14 protein-coding genes are annotated in these 16,406 nt (G+C 73.5%); 6 read left to right on the plus strand and 8 right to left on the minus strand.

Features of this window, described 5'->3' with window-relative positions; translation table 11 throughout:
* Positions 1–10 precede the first annotated feature (10 nt).
* The 3 genes from O2W14_RS17340 to O2W14_RS17350 all read left to right on the plus strand — a co-directional run bounded on the left by O2W14_RS17340 (position 11) and on the right by O2W14_RS17350 (position 2,750).
* Positions 11–631 carry a DUF3000 domain-containing protein gene (locus O2W14_RS17340; RefSeq protein WP_269177367.1) on the plus strand — a complete coding sequence of 207 codons (621 nt, stop codon included), beginning with the start codon at positions 11–13 and terminating at the stop codon, positions 629–631.
* Positions 632–756: 125 nt separating this feature from the next.
* Positions 757–1,467, plus strand: a complete 711-nt coding sequence (locus O2W14_RS17345; RefSeq protein WP_269177368.1) for a LuxR C-terminal-related transcriptional regulator — start codon at positions 757–759, stop codon at positions 1,465–1,467.
* A gap of 20 nt (positions 1,468–1,487) precedes the next feature.
* Complete coding sequence (locus O2W14_RS17350) at positions 1,488–2,750, plus strand: ribonuclease D (RefSeq protein ID WP_269177369.1); 1,263 nt, start codon at positions 1,488–1,490, stop codon at positions 2,748–2,750.
* A gap of 269 nt (positions 2,751–3,019) precedes the next feature.
* Here the strand turns inward: O2W14_RS17350 and O2W14_RS17355 are convergent, their stop codons facing one another.
* The 3 genes from O2W14_RS17355 to O2W14_RS17365 all read right to left on the minus strand — a co-directional run bounded on the left by O2W14_RS17355 (position 3,020) and on the right by O2W14_RS17365 (position 6,272).
* Positions 3,020–4,306 carry a sugar ABC transporter permease gene (locus tag O2W14_RS17355; protein WP_269177370.1) on the minus strand — a complete coding sequence of 429 codons (1,287 nt, stop codon included), beginning with the start codon at positions 4,304–4,306 and terminating at the stop codon, positions 3,020–3,022.
* A 3-nt stretch (positions 4,307–4,309) separates the two neighbouring features.
* Complete coding sequence (locus O2W14_RS17360; RefSeq protein WP_269177371.1) at positions 4,310–5,104, minus strand: ATP-binding cassette domain-containing protein; 795 nt, start codon at positions 5,102–5,104, stop codon at positions 4,310–4,312.
* A 70-nt stretch (positions 5,105–5,174) separates the two neighbouring features.
* The gene (locus tag O2W14_RS17365; RefSeq protein WP_269177372.1) at positions 5,175–6,272 is read right to left on the minus strand and encodes a sugar ABC transporter substrate-binding protein; all 1,098 of its coding nucleotides are present in this window, start codon (positions 6,270–6,272) and stop codon (positions 5,175–5,177) included.
* A 227-nt stretch (positions 6,273–6,499) separates the two neighbouring features.
* Here O2W14_RS17365 and O2W14_RS17370 point away from each other — a divergent pair, with 227 nt between their 5' ends.
* Together O2W14_RS17370 and O2W14_RS17375 are read left to right on the plus strand one after the other, a co-directional pair.
* Positions 6,500–7,705 carry a thiolase family protein gene (locus O2W14_RS17370; RefSeq protein ID WP_269177373.1) on the plus strand — a complete coding sequence of 402 codons (1,206 nt, stop codon included), beginning with the start codon at positions 6,500–6,502 and terminating at the stop codon, positions 7,703–7,705.
* Positions 7,702–9,762 carry a 3-hydroxyacyl-CoA dehydrogenase NAD-binding domain-containing protein gene (locus O2W14_RS17375; RefSeq protein ID WP_269177374.1) on the plus strand — a complete coding sequence of 687 codons (2,061 nt, stop codon included), beginning with the start codon at positions 7,702–7,704 and terminating at the stop codon, positions 9,760–9,762. Before O2W14_RS17370 ends, O2W14_RS17375 begins: the two co-directional genes overlap by 4 nt.
* A 141-nt stretch (positions 9,763–9,903) precedes the next feature.
* On the opposite strand, the gene O2W14_RS17380 is transcribed toward O2W14_RS17375, so the two are convergent.
* The 3 genes from O2W14_RS17380 to O2W14_RS17390 all read right to left on the minus strand — a co-directional run bounded on the left by O2W14_RS17380 (position 9,904) and on the right by O2W14_RS17390 (position 12,651).
* The gene (locus O2W14_RS17380; RefSeq protein WP_269177375.1) at positions 9,904–10,185 is read right to left on the minus strand and encodes a thiamine-binding protein; all 282 of its coding nucleotides are present in this window, start codon (positions 10,183–10,185) and stop codon (positions 9,904–9,906) included.
* A gap of 83 nt (positions 10,186–10,268) precedes the next feature.
* A complete protein-coding gene (dxs, locus tag O2W14_RS17385; RefSeq protein WP_269177376.1) occupies positions 10,269–12,182 on the minus strand; it encodes a 1-deoxy-D-xylulose-5-phosphate synthase in 1,914 nt (637 codons plus the stop codon).
* A gap of 100 nt (positions 12,183–12,282) precedes the next feature.
* Positions 12,283–12,651 carry a hypothetical protein gene (locus tag O2W14_RS17390; protein ID WP_269177377.1) on the minus strand — a complete coding sequence of 123 codons (369 nt, stop codon included), beginning with the start codon at positions 12,649–12,651 and terminating at the stop codon, positions 12,283–12,285.
* A 117-nt stretch (positions 12,652–12,768) separates the two neighbouring features.
* Between O2W14_RS17390 and O2W14_RS17395 the strand changes: the two genes are divergently transcribed.
* Positions 12,769–13,005, plus strand: a complete 237-nt coding sequence (locus tag O2W14_RS17395) for a hypothetical protein (RefSeq protein WP_269177378.1) — start codon at positions 12,769–12,771, stop codon at positions 13,003–13,005.
* A gap of 10 nt (positions 13,006–13,015) precedes the next feature.
* Here O2W14_RS17395 and O2W14_RS17400 read toward each other — a convergent pair whose 3' ends face one another.
* Both O2W14_RS17400 and O2W14_RS17405 read right to left on the minus strand, forming a co-directional pair.
* Positions 13,016–14,263 (minus strand): class I SAM-dependent RNA methyltransferase, encoded by a 1,248-nt coding sequence (locus tag O2W14_RS17400; RefSeq protein ID WP_269177379.1) that lies wholly within the window; start codon positions 14,261–14,263, stop codon positions 13,016–13,018.
* 82 nt (positions 14,264–14,345) lie between these two features.
* Positions 14,346–16,376, minus strand: a complete 2,031-nt coding sequence (locus O2W14_RS17405) for an APC family permease (RefSeq protein WP_269177380.1) — start codon at positions 16,374–16,376, stop codon at positions 14,346–14,348.
* Positions 16,377–16,406 lie beyond the last annotated feature (30 nt).

Here is a 16,406-nt window from a genome sequence, read left to right on the forward strand (position 1 = left end):
CCCTGCGGACGTGGTGCAGCAGCGGACGGGCCCGGCGGACGGGACAGCGCCGACCGCGCCGGTCCCCGCGGAGTTCCGGGCCGCCCTCGAGGCGCTGGCCGCCGTCCGGCCGCGCGCCGAGGTCGCGCTGGAGACCATCCCGGCGCCCAAGCGGCTCGCCCCGTGGTCGCACGCGATCGGCCTGAGCATCGCCGACCCCTCCGACGACGAGGAGGAGCTGGCCAGCGGCCGCTTCATCGTGCTGTTCGACCCCGCCGGGCATGACGCCTGGGAGGGCACGACCCGCTGCGTCGGCTACGTCTCGGCCCGCACCGACTCCGAGATGATCGACGACAGCATGTTCTCCGAGGTGGCCTGGAGCTGGCTGACCGAGGCCCTGGTCACCGCCGGCGCCGGCCACCATGCCGTCGGGGGCACCGTCACCCGCACCGCCTCCACCCGGTTCGGCTCCATCGCCGCCCCCGAGCACTCCGTCGACGTGGAGATCCGGGCATCCTGGACGGCCGAGGGCACCGACCTCGACCGGCACCTCACCGCGTTCCTCGACGTCCTGGCCAACGCTGCGGGCCTCCCACCCGCCGGTGTCCACCTGCTGGGTGCGAGCGCGCAGCGGGCCGACGGCGGCGCATAGACTCCCGCCGTACTCCACTCGGCCCAACGCCCGTTGCGCCGGGTGCGCGGACACGCCGGTCCGTACGTCGGGTGTTCAGCTGCTGACCACCTCCTCGTCGGTCCGGTCCGACGACGGGAGGGTGCATGCCGCTGGGCAGGTTGTGGTCGGACGACGTCCTGTTCGGCCCGCACGCCAGTGCCCTGGTCGTCGACCCCTCCCCCCTCCTGCGCGAGGCCCTCGCCGACCGGCTCCGCACCCTCGGGGCGCGCGACGTGGAGGAGGCCGCCGGACTGGAGGAGGCCCGGGTGCGGGCCCACGTGTCCGGCCCGCGGGCGCTGTGCGTGCTGGAGGTCGACCTCCCCGAGGCCGGTCCCGAGAGCGCCGGCCGCGGCGGTGACCCCGGCCGTGGCCTGGAGCTGCTGCCCACGCTGCGCACCGAGGGCTGGCCGGTGACCGTCGTGCTCACCTCGGTGACCGACCCGGCGGTGGTGCGCTCGGCGTTCCTGGCCGGGGTGCAGGGGTACCTGCTCAAGAGCAGTCCGCTGGCCACCCTCACCGAGGGGCTGCGCGCGGCGCTGTCCGGTGAGGTCTGGGCCGACCCGGGGATCGCCAGCAGCCTGGCCCAGGGCCTCACCCAGTCAGGCGTGGAGGAGGCTGTCGGTGAGCTGTCCGCGCGCGAACGCGACATCCTGCGGCTGGTGGCCGACGGGTACACGAACAAGGAGATCGGCGAGAAGGTGGACCTGTCCGCACTGACCGTGAAGAGCCACCTGGCGCGGATCGCGCGCAAGCTGGGCACCGGCGACCGGGCGCACATGGTGGCGCTGGGCATCCGTTCAGGGGTCATCAACTGAGCACCGACCCGAGCACCGAGGTGGACACCACGAGCGAGAACACTGCCGAGCAGGCCAGCCCCGACCAGACCCCGGCCGAGCCGGAGTCGACCGCGGTGCCCCTGCTGGCCCCGCGGGACGGGCTGACCCCGACCATCGAGACCTCGACCGCGCTGGTCGCCTACGCCGACGCCCTCGCCGGCGGCAGCGGGCCGGTCGCCGTCGACGCCGAGCGCGCCTCGGGCTACCGCTACGGGCAGAGCGCCTACCTGGTGCAGATGCGCCGGGCCGGCGCGGGCACCGGGCTGATCGACCCGGTGCCGCTGCCGGACCTGTCGGTGGTGCAGGCCGCGATCGCCGACGAGGAGTGGGTGCTGCACGCGGCCAACCAGGACCTCCCCTGCCTGGCCGAGATCGGGCTGGTCCCCGCCCGGCTCTTCGACACCGAGCTCGCCGCCCGGCTGGCCGGTCTGCCGCGGGTGGGCCTGGGCGCGGTCGTCGAGTCGCTGCTGGGCCTGTCGCTGCAGAAGGGGCACTCCGCCGCCGACTGGAGCACCCGCCCGCTGCCGGAGGACTGGCTTGTCTACGCCGCCCTCGACGTCGAGGTGCTGGTCGAGCTGCGCGACGAACTGGCCCGCATCCTCGCCGAGCAGGGCAAGACCGAGTGGGCCCGGCAGGAGTTCGAGGCGATCCTGGCCGCGGGCCCGCCGGCGGCGAAGGTCGACCCGTGGCGCAAGACCTCGGGCATGCACGGGCTGCGCAGCCGGCGCCAGCTGGGCATGCTCCGCTCGCTGTGGCAGGCCCGCGACGACCTGGCCCGGCGCCGCGACATCGCGCCCGGCCGGGTGCTGCCGGACTCCGCCATGGTCTCGGCGGTGCAGGCCGACCCCAAGAACGAGGGCGCGCTGCTGGAGCTGCCGGTGTTCCGCGGGCGGGCCAACCGAAAGCTGGTCACCACCTGGTTCGGTGCGCTGACCCGCGGTCGGGAACTCCCGGAGAACGACCTGCCGCTGCACAGCCGGCCCGGTGACGGGCCGCCACCGGTCAACCGCTGGGCCGACCGGGACGCCGCCGCCGCTGCGCGGCTCAAGGCCGCCCGCGCCGGGCTGGCCGAGGTGTCGGAGCGGTGGTCGGTGCCGGTGGAGAACCTGCTCTCCCCCGACCTGGTGCGCCGGCTGATGTGGACCCCGCCGCGGCCCGCCGACGCCGGGACCGTCGCCGAGGCGCTGCGCGCCGGTGGCGCACGGGAGTGGCAGGTCGGGCTGACCGGCGAGCTGCTCACCGAGGCGATCACCGCCGGCTGACCTGCGACCGGGCCGCCGGCGGCGGCTCGGTCGCGGGCGCCCGCGGCGGTCCGGGTCCGCAGTTCGCGGACGGTGCCGCGCGGGTCGTCGGCGGAGGTGACCTGCTCGGCGGCGACCGGGGCACCGTCCGCCGCGCGGTCCCCGGCCATCGAGCGCTCCGTCCGTCGTCCGGAGCCGGACCGTAGCGGACCGGGACGACCCGGGACGTGCGACGGGGCGGCCCCGCGGCGTCGTTGCCGCAGGACCGCCCCGTCGGGTCGGGGAGGGCGCTAACTCTTCCCGGCCGCCGCCCGACGGCGCGCGAGCGCGTCGACGGAGGCGGCGAGCAGGAGCACGCCGCCGGTGATGATGTAGTTCAGGTACGCCGACACCTGCAGCAGCCCGAGGCCGTTGTCGATGATGGCGATCACCAGGCCACCGAGCACCGCGTCCCGGATGCGACCGCGGCCACCGAAGAGGCTGGTGCCACCGATGACGGCCGCGCCCACCGCGTAGAGCAGCGTGTTGCCGCCACCCGAGCCCGGGGTCACCGAGCTCAGGCGCGCGGCGGCCACCAGACCGCTGACCGCCGCCATCGACGAGGACAGCATGAACACCATGATGCGGATCCTGGTGACGCTGATGCCCGCCCGGCGCGCGGCCTCGGAGTTGCCCCCGACGGCGTAGACGTGCCGGCCGAACGTCGTGCGGCCGAGCAGGAAGGTGAGCACCAGCAGCAGGACGACCACGACCGGGATGGCGTACGGGATGCCCTGCAGCTCGACCGCCCGCGACAGCGCGCGGTCGGCGTTCAGGATGGCCGTGAGCACCAGCACGATCACCGCGATCAGCACGATCCGGCCGACCACCACGATCAGGGGCTGGCTGTCCAGGCCCTTGCTGCGCTGCGTGCGCCAGCGGTTGAGCTGCAGGACGGCGTAGGCGGCGATGACCGCCGCCGCGAGCGCCCAGCCGGCCCCGACCGGGATGTAGCTGTTGGTGAGGCCACGGATGGTCTCGTCCCGGATCGGGACGGTGCCGCCCTGGCCGATGACCCGCAGCGTCACGCCCTGGAAGGCCAGGAACAGCGCCAGGGTGACCACGAACGACGGGATGCCGATCAGCGCGACGAGCGTGCCGGTGAACAGGCCGATGACCGCACCGGTGACCAGCGCCGCGAGGACCGCGACCCACCAGGGCGCGCCCTGCTGGGCCAGCAGCTGGGCCGAGACCGCTGCGCAGACACCGCTGACCACACCGGCCGACAGGTCGATGTCGCCCAGCAGCAGGATCCAGACCAGGCCCATCGCCAGCAGCGTGATCGGCGCGGCCTGGATGATCAGGTTGGTGATGTTCAGCGGGGTCAGGAACGTCTCGGGGCGCAGGGCGTAGAACAGCAGCGTCAGGACGACGATGCCCAGCACCGCCGGCAGCGCACCGAGGTCACCGCCGCGCAGCCGGTCGACGTACCCGCGCACCACGCCGCCGAGCGAGCCGGCGGAGCGGTCGCCCTCGAAGCCCGAGGGGGCGGCGCCGCCCGGTTCGAGGTCGCTGGTGGGGACGATGTTGCTCGCCATGGGTCAGACCACCTCGGAGACGGCGGGGGCCAGGCCGATGTCGCCGGAACGGCCCGCGGTGATGAGCTCGATGACCTGGCCGCGGTCGACGGTCGAGATCGGCACGTCGGCCGCCATCCGGCCCAGGTAGAGAGCCGCGATCCGGTCGCTGACCTCGAACACGTCGACCATGTTGTGGGAGATGAAGACGACGGCGTGGCCGGTGTCGGCCAGCCGGCGGACCAGGTCCAGGACCTGCCGGGTCTGCGCGACACCGAGCGCGGCCGTGGGCTCGTCGAGGATGACGACCTTGGACTCCCAGAGCACCGCCTTGGCGATGGCCACCGTCTGCCGCTGGCCACCGGAGAGGCTGGAGACCAGCTGGCGCACCGACTTCAGCGTGCGCACCGACAGCTTGGCCAGGGTGTCGCGGGCGGCCTGCTCCATCGACGCCTCGTCGAGGACGATGCCGTGCTTGCGCTCGCGGCCCAGGAACATGTTCTGGACGACGTCGAGGTTGTCGGCCAGCGCGAGGTCCTGGTAGACGACCTCGAGCCCGAGCGCGGCGGAGTCGCGCGGCCCGGTGATGGACACCGGCTGGCCGTCGAACAGGATCTGCCCACCGTCGATCGGGTGGATGCCGGCGATGGACTTGATCAGCGTGGACTTGCCGGCGCCGTTGTCCCCCACCAGCGCGGTCACCTTGCCGGGGTAGACCTTCAGGTCCACGCCGTGCAGGACCTGGACGGCGCCGAAGCTCTTGTCGACGCCGCGGAGCTCGAGGATCGGCGACCCGCCCTCGGCATGCGGAACGGTCATGCGTGTCCCTTCCTGGAACAACCCTCGGGGCGCCCTCCCCGCGAGAGGAGGACGCCCCGAGGACGAGTGGTTACTGGATGCCGAGCTCGGTGCAGGCGGCGGCGTACTCACCGGTGCAGAGGTCCGCAGCGGACACCTGACCGTCGTCGACGACGTCCTTCACGTTGTCGCGGGTGATGGCGACCGGGTCGAGCAGGACCGACGGGACGGTGCGGCCACCCTCGGCGTCCTCGGACTCGCCGTTGACGATGTCGGGCTGCTCCTCGCCGTTGATGAGCGAGATGGCGAGCTCGGCAAGGGCGTTGGCCTCCTCGGCGGCGGACTTGTAGACCGTCATGCACTGGCGGCCGGCCAGGATGTTCTGCAGGCCCTCGAGCGAGGCGTCCTGCCCGGTGACCGGGACCTGCCCGCCCTGGCCGTTGCGGACCAGGGTCTGGATGGCCGCGTTGCCCAGCTGGTCGTTGGCCGCCAGGACGCCCTGGATGTTGCCGCCGTTCTGGGTGTACATCTGCTCGAAGATCGTGGCGGCCTCGGTCGGCTCCCAGCCCGGGACGGCCTGCTCGGCCACCTGGGTGTAGTTGGTGATCTTGTCGAGCACCTCGTGCGCGCCGTTGGCGAACGACGTGGCGTTGCTGTCGTCGGGCGAGCCGTTGAGGAAGACGATGTTCTTCGCGCCGTCGCCGAGGCAGTCGGCCAGGCCCTGGCCCTGCAGCCGGCCGACCTCGGTGTTGTCGAAGGAGACGTAGTACTCGGCCGAGCCACCGAGGGTGAGGCGGTCGTAGTCGATGGTGGCCACGCCCTGCTGCTCGGCCTGGCTCTGGATCTGCGCGCCGGAGGCGTTGTCGAGGTTGACGATCGCCAGGACCGTGACACCGGAGGTGATCATCTGGTCGGCGATGGTCTGCATGCGCTGGGCGTCGCCCTGGGCGTTCTGGACGTCGGCCTCGATGCCGGCGTCCTCGAAGGCCTTGAGCAGCAGCGGGCGGTCGAAGGACTCCCACCGGGTGGAGGACTCGGTGTCGGGGAGGATGACGCCGACCTTGCCCTCCGCGGCCGCCTCGCCGCCGCCGCCGCTGCCGCTGGCGGCTGCACCGCCGCCGGCCGCGGGCTCGTCCCCGCCACCGCAGGCAGCCAGGCCGAAGACGAGGGAGGCTGCGAGAGCCGTCATCAGGGTGCGCTGTCGCGCCATGCGAGTTCCTGCCGTTTCGTCGTTGATCCGGAAGTGTTCGGTGGGCATCGTGAACCCGGTCCGTTGTGACCGCAAGCACATGCTGAGCCCGTTGCCGGACCGTTATCCGGGCTCCTCCGGGCGAGGGGGTTGGCCCCGGAGTTACCAGCGGGTAACTTCGGCGCGCCGGCGCTGCCGCCGACACCGGAACTCACCGCGGAGGTCCCATGTCCCGCCCCTTGCGTGAGGTCGTCTTCGTCGACGGCGTGCGCACCCCGTTCGGCAAGGCCGGCCCGACGGGCATCTACGCCGAGACCCGGGCGGACGACCTCGTGGTCCGCTGCATCCGCGAGCTGCTGCGCCGCAACCCCTCGCTGCCGCCCGAGCGGGTCGACGAGGTGGCCGTTGCCGCGACCACCCAGATCGGTGACCAGGGGCTGACCCTGGGCCGCACCGCCGCCCTGCTGGCCGGGCTGCCCCGGTCGGTCCCGGGCTTCGCGATCGACCGGATGTGCGCCGGCGCGATGACCGCGGTGACCACCACGGCTTCGGGGATCGCCTTCGGCGCCTACGACGTGGCCATCGCCGGCGGCGTCGAGCACATGGGGCACCACCCGATGGGCGAGGGCGTCGACCCCAACCCCCGGTTCGTGAGCGAGCGGATCGTCGAGGGCTCCGCGCTCGTCATGGGCTCGACGGCGGAGAACCTGCACGACCGGTTCCCGCACCTGACCAAGGAGCGGGCCGACGCCTTCGCCGTGGCCAGCCAGCAGAAGTACGCCGCCGCCGTCGCCGCCGGGCACATCGGCCCGGAGCTGGTGCCGGTGGCCACCCGGTCGGCTGCGGCCGGCTGGGGCCTGGCCACCGTGGACGAGCCACCCCGGCCGGGGACCACGCTCGAGGCGCTCGCGACGCTGCGCACGCCCTTCCGCCCGCACGGGCACGTGACCGCCGGCAACGCCGCCGGCCTCAACGACGGCGCCACCGGCTGCCTGCTGGCCGCCGAGGAGGTCGCCGCGGAGCTGGGCCTGACCCCCGGCATGCGGCTGGTGGGCTTCGGCTTCGCCGGCGTGGAGCCCGAGGTGATGGGCGTGGGCCCGATCCCCTCCACGGAGAAGGCGCTGGCCCGCACCGGCCTGACGATCGACGACATCGGGCTGTTCGAGCTCAACGAGGCCTTCGCCGTCCAGGTGCTGGCCTTCCTCGACCACTTCGGCATCGCCGACGACGACGAGCGCGTCAACCCCTGGGGCGGCGCGATCGCCGTCGGGCACCCGCTGGCCTCCTCCGGCGTCCGGCTGATGACCCAGCTGTCGCAGGCGTTCGCACAGCGGCCCGACGTCCGGTACGGGCTGACCGCGATGTGCATCGGCATCGGCATGGGCGGCACCGTGATCTGGGAGAACCCGAACTGGGACGGGGCAGGGGCATGAGCGACGAGGTCGTCACGCGGGCACTGGTGCGCTACCTGGCGGTGCCGGGGCTCACCGGGGAGCTCGCGCTCATCACGCTGGACAACGGGCACGACCACACCCGGCCCTCGACGTTCGGCCCGGGCGGGCTGGCCTCGCTGGACGCCGCGCTCGACGAGGTCGAGGCGCGCTCCCCCGCGGCCATCGCGGTCACCGGCAAGCCGTTCGTCTTCGCCGTCGGCGCCGACCTCTCCGGCATCCCCACGATCGCCTCGGCCACGGACGCCCGGGAGATCGCCGAGACCGGGCACCGGGTGTTCCGCCGGCTGCGGGACTCCGCCGTCCCGACCTTCGCCTTCGTCAACGGCGCGGCACTGGGCGGCGGGCTGGAGCTGGCGCTGCACTGCCACCACCGCACGATCGCAACGACCGCCGTCGTCGCCTTCCCCGAGGTGTTCCTCGGCCTGGTGCCCGGCTGGGGCGGCACCCAGTTGCTGCCGGCGCTCACCGGCATCGACGCCGCGGTGACCGTGATCGTGGAGAACGCCCTCGCGCAGAACAAGACGACGCCCGGGCCGACAGCGGCCCGGCTCGGCATCGCCGACGCCGTCTTCGAGCCGGCCGACTTCCTGGAGCGGTCGCTGGAGTGGGCGGCCGGGGTGGTGTCCGGGGAGGTGACCGTGCGGCGTCCCCAGCCCGACGAGTCGGCCTGGGACGACGCGATCACGCGGGCCCGCGGCATCGTCGCCGCCCGCACGAAGGGCGCCTCCCCCGGCGCACTGCGCGCGGTCGAGCTGCTGGACCTCGCGCGCGCCGGGGACGCCGGGTTCACGGCGGGGACGGCGGCCGAGGACGACGCCCTGACCGACCTGCTGATGAGCGACGAGCTGCGGGCCGGCCTGCACTCCTTCGACCTGGTCAACAAGCGCGCCAAGCGGCCGGCCGGGGCGCCGGACAAGGCGCTGGCCAGGAAGGTCACCAAGGTCGGCGTCGTGGGCGCGGGGCTGATGGCCTCCCAGCTGGCGCTGCTGTTCGCCCGCCGGCTCGAGGTGCCCGTCGTGCTCACCGACGTCGACCAGGCGCGGGTGGACAAGGGCGTGGGCTGGGTGCACGCGGAGCTGGCGAAGCTGGCCGAGCGCGGCCGGCTGTCCCCCGACGCGCGCAACCGGCTCACCGGCCTGGTCACCGGCTCGCTGTCCAAGGACGCCTTCGCCGACGCCGACCTGGTCGTCGAGGCGGTATTCGAGGAGCTGTCGGTCAAGCAGCAGGTCTTCGCCGAGGTCGAGGCGGTGGTCTCGCCCGAGTGCGTGTTGGCCACCAACACCTCCGCGCTGTCGGTGACCGAGATGGCCGCCGGGCTGCAGCACCCCGAGCGGGTCGTGGGGCTGCACTTCTTCAACCCGGTCGCCGTCCTGCCACTGCTGGAGGTCGTGCGGGCCGAGCGCACCGACGACGCCACGCTGGCCACCGCCTTCGCCGTAGGCAAGGCGCTGAAGAAGTCCTGTGTGCTGGTCGCCGACGCCCCGGCGTTCGTGGTCAACCGGCTGCTCACCCGCTTCCTCGGCGAGGTCACCGCCGCCGTGGACGCCGGCACGCCGGTCGCCGTCGCGGAGCAGGCGCTGGAGCCGCTCGGGCTGCCGATGACGCCGTTCGAGCTGCTGTCCCTGGTGGGCCCGGCGGTCGCGCTGCACGTGGCCGAGCGGATGCACGAGGCGTTCCCCGACCGCTACGGCGTGAGCCCTGGGCTGCAGCGGATGGTGTCGCTGGGGAAGACGAGCGTCTTCTCCGCGCCCGGCGTCCTCGACCCGGAGCTGGCCGGCATCGACAGCGGCGACGCACCGTTGACCGCTGAGGAGCTGCGGGACCGGGCCGAGCGGGCGCTGGCGCAGGAGATCGGCCTGATGCTCGACGAAGGTGTCGTCCAGGCCGTGCAGGACGTCGACCTGTGCATGCTGCTGGGCGCCGGCTGGCCGTTCTGGCTGGGCGGGATCTCGGCGTACCTGGACCGCACCGGCGTCTCCGAGGCGGTCACCGGGTCACGGTTCCTCCCCCGCGGGGTGGCGTCGCTCCCGGGCTGATCGCAGCTGGAGTGGGACAGACGGTGATCAGGTCACCTGATCACCGTCTGTCCTACCGCACCAGCGTTGATGCGGTAGGACAGACGTTGGTGCGGTAGGACGGCGCTGCCGGAGCGCACCGCTGTCAGCGCGAAGCCGCGGTCAGCGGAACTTGTGGGTCAGCGAGTCCATCGTGCGGTCCACCGTGGCGATCTTGACGTGCGAGATGCCGCTGGTCGCGCCGGCGGCGAGCATCGCCTCGTGCGCCGCCCGCAGGGTCGCCCACACCGCGTCGGCGTCCCCCTCGATCGTCGTGCCGAGCGCCCCGACCTCCGACCGCAGCCCCGAGGCCTTGACCACGGCGATCGCCGCCTCGACGAACGCGTGCGGGTCCTCGGCGGTCCCCGCCGGCGACGGCGCCACCTGGATCTCAGCGATGACCACAGTTCCCTCGTTCCGCAGGTGACCCGTGGCCACGTCCCGAGGCTCGACCCGAGCTTGCTCGGGTCGAGGAGGACGTGGTCCTTTCAGTGGCCCTCCACCCGGGCGGACTCCTCCGACCCGGACGCGCGGTCGGCGACGCGGGCGGCCCACTCGACGATGCGGCGGGCGACGTCCTGCTCGGTGAGGCCGACGTCGGCCAGCACCTGACCGCGGCTGCCGTGGTCGAAGAACTGCTGCGGCAGCCCGAGGGTGCGCACCGGGACGTCGGAGTCGACGTCCTGCAGCGCCTGGGTGAGCAGCGTGCCCACTCCCCCGGCCCGGCCGCCGTCCTCGACGGTCACCACGAGGCGGTGCTCGGTGGCCAGGGTGCGCAGCTCGTCGGCGACCGGGACGACCCAGCGCGGGTCGACGACGGTGACCTCGATGCCGTGGTCGGCGGCGCGCTCGGCGACCGCCAGGCACATCGGCACCAGCGAGCCGCACGCCACCAGCAGCACCTCCGGCGTCGCGCCGCGGCGCAGCACGTCGACCGGGCCGAGCCGCTCCAGCGCCGGGACCTCGACCGGCAGCGCGCCCTTGGGGAAGCGCACGACGGTGGGGCCGTCGGTGACCGCGACCGACTCGCGCAGCGCCTCGCGCAGCGTGGGCTCGTCCCGGGGCGCGGCCAGCCGCAGGCCCGGGATCACCGAGCAGATCGACATGTCCCACATGCCGTTGTGCGAGGCGCCGTCGGAGCCGGTCACACCGGCCCGGTCCAGCACGACGGTGACCGGCTGACCGTGCAGGGCGACGTCCATCAGGAGCTGGTCGAACGCCCGGTTGAGGAACGTCGAGTAGATCGCGACGACCGGGTGCATGCCGCCCATGGCCAGGCCCGCGGCCGAGGTGAGCGCGTGCTGCTCGGCGATGCCGACGTCGTAGGTGCGCTCGGGGAAGCGCTCGGCGAAGGGCGCCAGGCCGGTGGGGTGCAGCATCGCGGCCGTGATGGCCACGACGTCGGAGCGCTCGGCGCCGATGCGCACCATCTCGTCGGCGAAGACGTCGGTCCACTCCGGGCCCTTGGCCGCCGAGGACAGCCCGCTGTCGGGCTCGAAGACGCCGGTGGAGTGCCAGGCGTCGACGGTGTCGGTCTCGGCCGGCGGGTAGCCGAAGCCCTTGGTGGTGACCGCGTGCACGATGACCGGCCCGCCGAAGTCGCGCGCCCGGCGGAGCGCGGACTCCATCATCTCGATGTCGTGGCCGTCGACGGGGCCGACGTACTTCATGCCGAGGTCCTCGAACATGCCCTGCGGGGCCAGGACGTCCTTGAGGCCCTTCTTGATCGCGTGCAGCGCGTCGTAGAGCGCGGTGCCGACGACGGGGGCGCGGTGCAGGGCCTGCCGGACGGCGGTCAGCGCGTCCTCGTAGCCCGGTCGCAGCCGCAGCGTGGCCAGCGCGTCGGCCACCCCGCCGATCGTCGGGGAGTAGGAGCGGCCGTTGTCGTTGACCACGATGACGACGGGGCGCTCGGCAGCGGCGATGTTGTTCAGCGCCTCCCACGGCATGCCGCCGGTGAGCGCGCCGTCGCCGATGACCGCGACCACCGGCCGGTTCTCCCCGCGCACGGCGAAGGCCTTGGCCAGCCCGTCGGCGTAGGACAGCGAGGTGGAGGCGTGGCTGTTCTCCACCCAGTCGTGCTCGCTCTCCGCGCGGCTGGGGTAGCCGGACAGGCCACCACGCTGGCGCAGCTGGGCGAAGCCCTCGAGCCGGCCGGTGAGCAGCTTGTGCACGTAGGCCTGGTGGCCGGTGTCGAAGACGATCGGCTCGCGCGGGGACTCGAAGACCCGGTGGACGGCGATGGTCAGCTCGACCGCACCGAGGTTGGGCCCCAGGTGCCCACCGGTCTTGGCCACGGCGGCGACGAGTGCGTCGCGGATCTCCGCGGCCAGGGCGGGGAGCTGGTCGGGACGCAGCGCCCGGAGGTCGGCGGGCCCGGTCAACGAGCTGAGCAGCGACACGACGGGGCAGGGTCCTCTCGACGTCGGCCGCGTCCGGAGGGCGCGGCCGGTGGGTTCCCACTGTAACTGCGAACCGGGGACCTGCCGCCTGAGCGGGGACCTAGAGCCGGGGCACCCAGCGCTCGCCCCGCAGTGCCCCGGCGACCACCTCGACACCCCGCGCCGCCCGGGTCAGCCGGGCGCCCTCGCGCTCGTAGGCGCGGATCGCGGCCTCCATCGCGTCGGGGGGCAGCTGGTCGGCCAGCTCGACGCGCACGGTGCGCCAGCCGGCCCGGGCCGCCTCCAGCCCGGCCGCGACGTGGTCGCCGGCGAAGCGGGCCAGCAGCACCGGGTAGCGGCGCAGCACCTCGTGCGAGCGGTAGTCCGGCGGCACCAGGTCGTAGAGCCAGGCGACGGCGGTCTGCTCCCAGTCCGGGGCACCGGGGGGCCGCACCTCGTCCGGCCAGCCCGGTGGCAGTGCGGCGTCCACCCGGTCAGTGTGCGACCGGGCCCGACGGCACCGGACACCGGCTCGCACGTGTGTTCGAAGCGTGACCTGCCGGTGGCCCGGTGCATCCGCGGGGGCGACGGCGGGCGAACGTCAGTCGTGGAACAGCACGCGCACGCGCAGGTGCACCGGGTCATCGAACCGCTGCTCGAGGCCGGCCTCACCGTCGACCGGGTCGAGGCGCTGGTGGTCCGGCTGGCCTTCGAGGCCGTCGTCGGCACGGGGCCGGGCACGGTCGCGGACGTGCACACCGTGGTCGCCGCGGAGTCGCCCGAGGTGCAGGCGGCCTGGGCGGTCACGGTCGGCCGGATGATGGAGCTCGCCGGTCCGGCCTGACCTGCCGCGCTCAGGCCGGGACGAGCAGCGCCACGCACTCCACGTGCGCGGTCATCGGGAAGCAGTCGTAGGCGCGCAGGTCGGCCAGCCGGTAGCCGGCGGTGGCGAACGCGGCGACGTCGCGGGCCAGGGACGCCGGGTCGCAGGCCACGTAGACCACCGCGCGGGGTGCGGCCGCGGCGATCACCCGGCTGACGTCCTTGCCGGCCCCGGCCCGCGGCGGGTCGAGGACGACGACGTCGGGGTGGCCGAGGTCGACCAGCAGCTCGGTGAGCCCGGGGGCGTCGACGTCGCCCTGCCAGATCTCGGCCTGCGGCAGGTCGGCGAGGTTGGCGTCGGCGGCGGCGCAGGCCGCGGCGTCGGACTCCACGCAGACGACCCGGCCGCCGGGCCCCACGCCCGGGGCGAGGGCGCCGCCGAACAGACCGGCGCCGGCGTAGAGGTCCAGCACGGTCTCCCCCGGCTGCACCGCGGCGAAGCCGGACACGGCCTCGACCAGCGCGTCGGCGGCGGCCGGGTGCACCTGCCAGAACCCGGTGCCCTCGACCTCCCAGTCACGGCCACCGGCGGAGCGCTGGGCCCGCCCGGCCGGCTCCTCGGGGACGTCGGCGCCCGGGCGCAGCACCTGGACGTCCTGCGGCCGCCCACGGTGGTCCAGCGTGGACGTGGTGACCACACCGGCGGAGTCGACGGCGACGTCGACCGCCCCGGCGTCCAGCCAGCGCCGTCCCAGCACGGCCTGCGCGGCCGGCTCGACGGTGATCGGGCAGTCGTCGAGGGCGACGACGTCGTGCGAGCGGTGCCGGCGCAGGCCGGGGTCCCCGGCGCGGTCGACGGCGAACCGGGCCCGCGACCGCCAGCGCAGCGGACCGCCGGGCAGCGCCTCGACCGTCACCGGGACCTCCAGCCCGGCCAGCCGGGACAGCTGCTCACGGACGACGGCGGCCTTGAGCTCCAGCTGGCCGGCGTGGCTCACGTGCTGCCAGTCGCAGCCGCCGCACTTTCCCGGACCGCTGTACGGGCAGGGCCGCTCGATCCGCTGGGGGGCGGCCTCGAGCACCTCGATCGCGTCGGCGCGGCAGAACCCGGCGTGCCGGTCCTCGGTCACCTCGACCACGACCCGCTCACCGGGCAGCGTGTGCCGCACGAACACGACGCGGCCCTCGTGCCGGGCGACGCAGTGCCCACCGTGCGCCACCGGGCCCACGGTCACCTCGAACCGGCGGCCCTCCCAGCCCCCACCGGCAGCGGCCGACACCCGCGCCCGGTTCCGGCCCTTCGGCCGCCCTTCAGGGCCCCGCGGCGAGCTTGCTCGTCGTGGGGGGAAGGGTGGTCCTTCGTCAGCCATACGGCGTCTGCTCCACGTCCTCGGTGAGACCGCGCCGGAGGTCGCCGGGCGCGGGTGTGCCGTCACGGGGCACGCGGTCCAGCGAGCTCTCCAGCTGCCACGGCACGCTGGTGATCATCACGCCGGGCTGGAACTGCAGCCGGCTGCGCAGCCGCAGGGCGCTCTGGTTGTGCAGCAGGTTCTCCCACCAGTGCCCGACCACGTACTGCGGCACGAACACCACAACCAGCTCGCGCGGGCTCGACCGGCGGATGTCGCGCACGAAGTCGACGACGGGCCGGGTGATCTCGCGGTAGGGCGAGTCGAGCACGGTCAGCGGGACCGGGATGTCGTAGCGCTCCCAGTCCACCTGCAGCGCCCGGGTGTCGGCGTCGTCGACGTTGACCGTCAGCGCGGTCAGCTGGTCGGGACGGGTGGCCCGGGCGAAGGCCAGCGCCCGCAGCGTCGGCTTGTGCACCTTGGAGACCAGGACGACGGCGTGCACCTTGGAGGGCTTCATCCGCGTCTCGCTGTCGGGCACCAGCTGCTCGGCCACGTGCGAGTAGTGCCGGTTGATCGAGCGCATGAGCAGGAAGATCACCGGCATCGCGGCGATGACGATCCAGGCGCCGCCGGCGAACTTGGTGACCACCACGATGGCCAGGACGACGGTGGTCAGCGTCCCGCCGATCGCGTTGATCACCCGGGACCGCCGCATCCTGCCCCGCGCCGCCGGGTCGGTCTCCTCACGCAGCTCCCGGTTCCAGTGCCGGACCATGCCCCACTGGCCGATCGAGAAGCTGGTGAACACCCCGACGATGTACATCTGGATCAGCTGCGTCGAGTCGGCGTCGAAGACCACCAGGAGCAGGATCGCGAACCCGGCGAGCAGCAGGATGCCGTTGCTGTAGACCAGCTTGTCGCCGCGGGTGTGCAGCTGGCGGGGCATGAAGCGGTCCTGGGCGAGCACCGACCCCAGCAGCGGGAAGCCGTTGAACGCCGTGTTCGCGGCCAGGATCAGCACCAGCGCCGTGGCCGCCTGGACGAGGAAGAAGCCCACCGAGTCGGCACCGCCGAACACCGCCGCGGCGACCTGCGCGATCACGGTGCGCTGTGGCTGGTTCTCGCAGTCGGCGAAGCCCACCAGATCGCAGGCGTTCTCGACGTACTTGACGTCGGAAAGGATGGCCAGCGCGGTGACCCCGGCGAACATGGTCGCGGCGATCCCGCCCATCAGGGCCAGCGTGGTCGCGGCGTTCCTGCTCTTGGGGGGCCGGAACGCCGGGACGCCGTTGGCGATCGCCTCGACCCCGGTCAGTGCCGTGCACCCGGAGGCGAAGGCCCGCAGCACGAAGAAGACCAGCGCCAGGCCGGTGACCTCCTCGTAGCCGGGCTCGGCCTCGATCGCGTACTGCGCGCTCTCGGCGACCACCGGGCTGTCGACGACGAGCTCGCGCACCAGCCCGGTGACGATCATGACCAGGATGCAGGCGATGAACGCGTAGGTCGGGACGGCGAAGGTCTTGCCCGACTCGCGGACCCCGCGCAGGTTCATCGCCACCAGCAGCGCGACCAGGCACACCGAGATCAGCACCCGGTGCTCGTCCAGGGACGGGAACGCCGAGATGATGTTGTCGGTGCCGGAGCTGACCGACACCGCGACCGTCAGCACGTAGTCGGTGAGCAGCGCGCTGGCCACGACCAGCCCGGCGAACTGGCCGTGGTTCTTCATCGCGACCTCGTAGTCGCCGCCGCCCGAGGGGTAGGCGTGCACCACCTGGCGGTAGGACAGCACCACCACGGTGAGCAGCAGGACCACGACCGCGGCCAGCCACGGGGTGAGGAAGAGGAACGTCGTCCCCGCCAGCGTCAGGAAGATCAGGATCTCCTGCGTCGCGTAGGCGACCGAGGACAGCGGGTCGCTGGCGAAGATCGGCAGGGCGAGGTGCTTGGGCAGCAGCGACTCCCCGGCCTTGTCCGTGCGGACCGGCCGGCCCAGGACGAGGCGTTTGGGGAGTTGGCCGAGATCGGACAGGGACGGCACGCGGTGATCGTACGGACGTCGACGGCGCCG

The organism is Modestobacter sp. VKM Ac-2986, assembly GCF_026967795.1.
Classification (GTDB): domain Bacteria; phylum Actinomycetota; class Actinomycetes; order Mycobacteriales; family Geodermatophilaceae; genus Modestobacter.

Bases quoted from the DNA above. Each gene is read 5' to 3' on its own strand.
- O2W14_RS17360 (WP_269177371.1), bottom strand. From the start codon at position 5,104: ATGACCGTTCCGCATGCCGAGGGCGGGTCGCCGATCCTCGAGCTCCGC.
- O2W14_RS17375 (WP_269177374.1), top strand. From the start codon at position 7,702: ATGAGCGACGAGGTCGTCACGCGGGCACTGGTGCGCTACCTGGCGGTG.
- O2W14_RS17355 (WP_269177370.1), bottom strand. From the start codon at position 4,306: ATGGCGAGCAACATCGTCCCCACCAGCGACCTCGAACCGGGCGGCGCC.
- O2W14_RS17365 (WP_269177372.1), bottom strand. From the start codon at position 6,272: ATGACGGCTCTCGCAGCCTCCCTCGTCTTCGGCCTGGCTGCCTGCGGT.
- O2W14_RS17370 (WP_269177373.1), top strand. From the start codon at position 6,500: ATGTCCCGCCCCTTGCGTGAGGTCGTCTTCGTCGACGGCGTGCGCACC.
- O2W14_RS17345 (WP_269177368.1), top strand. From the start codon at position 757: ATGCCGCTGGGCAGGTTGTGGTCGGACGACGTCCTGTTCGGCCCGCAC.